4 protein-coding genes and 2 pseudogenes are annotated in these 5,311 nt (G+C 64.8%); 2 read left to right on the top strand and 4 right to left on the bottom strand.

Annotated features, from left to right (window positions below; translation table 11 throughout):
- Positions 1–625, bottom strand: a pseudogene (locus VFA16_RS06055) (cytochrome P450); the annotation flags it as partial.
- 163 nt (positions 626–788) lie between these two features.
- Here VFA16_RS06055 and VFA16_RS06060 point away from each other — a divergent pair.
- A complete protein-coding gene (locus VFA16_RS06060; protein WP_324966947.1) occupies positions 789–1,241 on the top strand; it encodes a VOC family protein in 453 nt (150 codons plus the stop codon).
- Here VFA16_RS06060 and VFA16_RS06065 read toward each other — a convergent pair.
- Both VFA16_RS06065 and VFA16_RS06070 read right to left on the bottom strand, forming a co-directional pair.
- Positions 1,238–3,061, bottom strand: a complete 1,824-nt coding sequence (locus tag VFA16_RS06065) for a serine/threonine-protein kinase PknD (RefSeq protein ID WP_324966948.1) — start codon at positions 3,059–3,061, stop codon at positions 1,238–1,240. The two genes, VFA16_RS06060 and VFA16_RS06065, sit on opposite strands and share 4 nt — an antisense overlap.
- 206 nt (positions 3,062–3,267) lie before the next feature.
- Positions 3,268–3,996 (bottom strand): cutinase family protein, encoded by a 729-nt coding sequence (locus VFA16_RS06070; protein ID WP_324966949.1) that lies wholly within the window; start codon positions 3,994–3,996, stop codon positions 3,268–3,270.
- Between the two features lie 201 nt (positions 3,997–4,197).
- Here VFA16_RS06070 and VFA16_RS06075 point away from each other — a divergent pair.
- A pseudogene (locus tag VFA16_RS06075) lies at positions 4,198–4,295 on the top strand (OsmC family peroxiredoxin); the annotation flags it as partial.
- A 118-nt stretch (positions 4,296–4,413) separates the two neighbouring features.
- Here the strand turns inward: VFA16_RS06075 and VFA16_RS06080 are convergent.
- Positions 4,414–5,311 (bottom strand): cytochrome P450 (locus VFA16_RS06080; RefSeq protein WP_324966950.1); only part of this gene is annotated, 898 nt, incomplete at its 5' end.

Raw genomic sequence — 5,311 nt, forward strand, 5'->3', positions numbered from 1 at the left:
CCTCTTGCATCATTTCCGGGACTTTGGCGATCGCCGTTAGGTACTCCGGGCTGTCTTGGGGGACGGCCATGACGGAGTGGAAGAGGTTGGCGTAGAGGTGCCAGTTGTCGTAGGGCAGGCCCATCAGCTTCATGGTCAGGATGGCCGGAACCGGGCTGGCGTAGTCGAGCACGAGATCCATCTGCCCGTCGCCGATCCGTCGATCGAGGAACCCGTGTGCCGATTGCTCCATGAACGGCCGCATCTTGTCGACGGCTCCCGGGGAGAAGAACGGGGCAAGTGCTCGCCGTAACGCCTGGTGGTAGGGGCCGTCGACTTCGCCGATGCCCAGGGCCGGCTGGCCTTCCGGACGTGGCACGCCCATTTCGCCCTGGTAGTCGATACCGTCGGCGGCGTTCGGCTCGTATTTGTGGGCGAATGTGTCGCCGTCTCGGGCGATTCGCGCCACCGCGTCATAGCCGGTGACGAACCAGAATCCGCCGTAGTTCTCATTCCACGCCACCGGGCAGCGCCGGCGAAGCTCGGCAGTGATCGTCAGCTCGTTGAGGTTGAACTCGTCTGAGTGATGATCGAAATCGACAACCACGTCGGGGTCGACGTCGGTTCGCCCGGAACCATTGGTCATCGAAAATGCCTCCAGCGCAAGCAAACTGACAAAATTCAGCCTCGGGGGCTGCTTCATCGTTAGCCTCGAAGTCTATTACGCTATCTTTGCGATTTAGGCGTTTCGACGCAGCCAACCGGGGCAAAGCAGCGCCGTCAGCATCCGGTCAGCAACAGAAGGTGAAATGACCAGTCATCAAACGGTTTTCAACCATGTCGGATTATGCGTTGCGGATCGCGAGCGGTCCCGCCGCTTCTACGAGGGCCTGCTTGGCTTCGCATTCTGGTGGGAAGTCGAACCGCCCGACGACGGCACCGACCGGCTCCTGCAGTTGGACAAGCCGCTTGGCCTGCATGCGACCTACCTGGTCCGCGACGGCTTTGTGCTCGAACTCCTCGACTATTCGCATCGCGACGTGCACGCGGGGCCGCGGCGCGCCATGGACCATGTGGGCCTGACGCATCTGTCGCTGTCGGTGTCCGATCTCGACGCCGTTCTGCCGCTGGTCGACGGCTTCGGGGGATCGGTGATCGACGAGACGGTGTCGCAGCAATCGGCGATGATCCGCGACCCGGATGGGCAACTGATCGAGCTGCTTTCAGACTCGTGGCTGGCGGTGCTGCCGCCGCGTCCTTAGCGCTGCTGTTGCCGCAACGCCACCACCTTGTTGTTGTGGCCTGCGACGTAGACGGTGCCGATGTTGTCGACCGCCAAACCCCACGGATAGTCCAGGCCGACGAAGGGAAGTTCGACTTGCGCGGTCGAACCGACCGGTAGCTTGAGCGCACGGTTGTTGGCGCTGTCGGTGACGTAGACGGCGCCCTGGCCGTCGACCGTCACACCACCGGGTTCGCTAAGGCCGTCGAACGGCACCACCGATTGCACGCTCGAGCCTCGAGGCAACGCCAGCACGCGGTCGTTGCCACCGTCGGCGACGTAGATGGTCCCGCTGCTGTTCACCACCACACCGGTTGGATTGCTCAGGCCAGCGAATGGCAGCTCACTTTGCCTGTCGGAGCCGGACGGAAGCGCTACGACCCGATTCTTGGCGGTGTCGGTGACGTAGACGGTGCGGCTGCTGTCCACCGTTACACCGGTCGGGTTAGCGAGGTCGCTGAAAGGCAATTCGATCTGCTTAGTGGTTCCGGCCGGAAGTACCACCACCCGCTTGTTGCCGGCATCGCTGACGTAGACGGTGCCGCTGTTGTCGGCGGTCACCCCGGTCGGATTTTTGAGGCCGTCGAAAGGCAGCACCGCGGGACTGGTCGAACCGGCAGTCAACGACAGGATCCGGTTGTTCAAGGTGTCGGCGACATAAATCGTGCCGCCGTTATCCACCGTCACACCGTCAGGGTTGCTGAGACCGGTGAAAGGAAGTGTGGTCTGGTCTGACTGGCCGTCTCCTTGATGTGCGTGGCGCATCGTGGCGACGCCGACGCCGACGGTGAGAACGACGGCGAGCAGGGCGGCGGCCGAGATGGCGACGGTCTTGCGGCGCCACCACGGCCGTGACGGCGACTTGCCGGGCGTGCGTCCAGCCGCGGATTTCCGGGACGGGACCGGGATCGGTTTCGGCCGCTGCTGTGGTGGCGTTTGGGCGGGTCGCGGCAGTTGCGTGCGAAGAGGCCCGTGGTGGTAGGTGCTCGGCGCGGAGAGCGCGTCGCGCGCGGCGCGCGCCAACTCCACCGCGGTCGCATAGCGCTCGGCAGGGTTTTTGGCCATGCCCTTGGCGATGACCATGTCGAAGCCCGCGGGAAGCGCCGAGTTGGTGATCGACGGCCGCGGCGGAGGGTTCATCAGATGGCTGGTGAGCTGTTGCTCCATGCTGTCCCCGGGGAACGGATGCTGGCCGGTCAAGCACTCGTAGAGCACACAAGCCAGCGCATAGATGTCCGAGCGGGCGTCGACCTGCCCAGTGGTGAACCTTTCCGGGGCCATGTAGTGGAAGGTGCCGATCACACCGCCAGCCGTTGTCAACGCCATTTCGCCGGTGGCGCGCGCGATCCCGAAATCGATCAGATACGCGAAGTCGTCTTCGTCGAGCAAAACGTTGGAAGGCTTGACATCCCGGTGTACCAGCCCCACCCGGTGCGCGGCATGCAACGCCTTGGCCACCTGCTCGATGATGTGCACCGCCTGCGCCGGCTGCAGCGGCCCGGCCTCCAGCACACTCTGCAAGTCGCGACCCTCGATCAGCCGCATGTCGACGAACAAGTGCCCTTGTATTTCACCGTGAGTGTGGATCGGGATGACGTGCGGGCTGCTGAGTCGCGTGGCCGCGTGGGCTTCGCGGCGGAACCGCTGCTGGAAAACCTCGTCTTGCGAGATCTCGGGAGGCAGGATCTTGATCGCGACCACCCGGTCGATCACAGTGTCGTAAGCACGCCACACTTCGCCCATCCCGCCACGACCGAGCAACTCGATCAGCCGGTACTTTCCGAACGAAGTTCCCTGCAACGACCCTCCCACAGCGACCTGCCAGCAACTTGGCAGCACCCTAACCCGCGACGTTTCACCGTCGCAGGCGTTTGGATGCCCAACGGCATCAGCGACGCGCCGACGCCCCAGCTGCCGACCGTCGGCGACCGGCAGCAGACAGCTCACAGTGCTGTCGGCCGCCTGTGGGAGCTGACGATTCGCGGGCTGGACCGGTTGGCGCCCGGTCAGGCCGCAGGCGGCTGGTCGCCGTCGGCGGGCGGCGGCGGTGCGGGAGCCGGCTCAGCCGGCGGTGGCGTACCGAACGACTGTGGCGGTGCGCTGTTGGCTGCACCCGCGCCCAGGTGACTGGCGGCAAAAGCAGCGCCCTTGTCCACCACGCTGGCATCGTCGGCATAGGTGTCGTGGGCGGCGAAGTTCAGCCCGTCGGAGCAGACCGGGTCCTCGGGAGCGCACACCTTGATGGTCTTGGCCTGGTACGCGGGGCCGATCACGACTGGTGGCTGCCCGAGGAAGTTCATGGCGCGGACATTGGGCATTCCGAAGAGCACGACGGCGGCGACATGGTTAGCAATGTCTGGCGACAGTGGTTTGGGTACGGTCGCCGGATCGACCCCGTCGGGCACCGCAGGCGAGGTGACGAAGCCCATCACCGCCGCGCCTTGGGAATAACCACCGAGCACCATCTTGGTCTGGGGGCAGCTGCCCGCGGTGGAAACCACGTGAGCGCCGGCGTCGCGGATACCGTCGAGTCCGGACGTGGCCCAGTCCTCGCTGGCGGGGTAGTTGACCGGGTACACATCCACAGACCTTCCGCCGACGCGGGAGCGCAGGGAGTCGACGAACGCCTGTCCTGTTGGGCCGACACCGGGAGGCTCACCGGTGCCGCGGGCGAACACTACTTGGACGTCGGGGCAGGATGCCGCGGACGCGGACGGAACCAAAGTGCCCGGCATTGTCCAAATCGGTAGCAAGACAACAGCAAGCAATCTGGCGGCGAGACGTGGGTTCACGGTCTCAATGCTGACATATCCGGCGCCAACTGGGGAGTCGCCTTCGCCACATGTCGCCCGATTGGCGCCAGGTTTCGGCGTAATCTGTTCCACCCCCCGCCGCGCCGGCGTTTGCTCGTTGCGGCGCCCGCAAATACGACAGACACTGGCGATGATTCCGCACCCCATCCGTCCGAAACTGCGCTGGCGGCATTGAGTTCGTGCATTTCGGTTGGCCTGCTGCCCACGCAACTCATCGGGGCGCTGGTCGTAGCCTTGCCGTTGAACACGGAGGGCGACACGGTCGACGACCAGTTCGACCTGTTGACGCTCGGAAGTACCGCCTCGGCCCCGCCCGGAAGCACGCGCAGCAAGGCCAATTCAGCTCGGCGGTGTCCAGGCGACCGGCAGCGTCTTGATGCCGTGAATGAACGGCGAGAGCAGACGGGCCGGTTCCTCGGTCGCGAAGATGTCGGGGATCTCGCGGTGCAGCTCGTCGAACATGACGCTGATCTCCCGGCGAGCCAGGTTGGCCCCCAAGCAGAAATGTGCACCGCCGCCTCCGAAGCCGACGTGCGGGTTCGGGTCGCGCGCCACATCGAACGTCCACGGGTCGGCGAACTTCGACTCGTCGCGGTTGGCCGAGCAGTACCACAGTGTGACCTTGTCGCCGGCCGCCATCGGTACACCGCGCAACTCGACGTCGTGAGTCAGCGTGCGCCGCATGTAGATCACCGGTGAGGCCCACCGCACGATCTCTTCGACCGCCGAATGCGTCAAACCGTCGAAGTCGGCCCACCACTTCACCTTTTGCTCGGGATAGCGGGTCAACGCCAGCACACCGTGGCTGATCGCGTTGCGGGTCGTCTCGTTGCCGGCCACCGTTAGCAGGATGAAGAACGACGCAATCTCTGCCGACGCCAACCGCTCCCCGTCGACCTCGGCCTGCACCAGGCTGGTCGTGAGGTCTTCGCGAGGGTGGATCCGGCGGTCTTCGGCCAGCGCGGTGGCGTAGGCGCCGATCTCCAACGACACCGTGGTGAACTCTTCGAAATCGGTTGCCAAATCTGGGTCACCGAAACCAAGAATTACGTTGGTCCAGTGGAAGATTCGCTGATGGTCCTCCTCGGGAATACCCATCATGTCGCAGATGACTTGCAGTGGCAGCGGCCCGGCCAGCTCGCCGACCGCCTCACCTTTGCCGTCGGGGTGGTTGGCAATCATCGACTGAACAAGCCGATGAGCCCGCTCGCGCACCGATGCTTCGGTGCGCGCCACC

The organism is Mycobacterium sp. (genome assembly GCF_035653355.1).
Lineage (GTDB): Bacteria > Actinomycetota > Actinomycetes > Mycobacteriales > Mycobacteriaceae > Mycobacterium.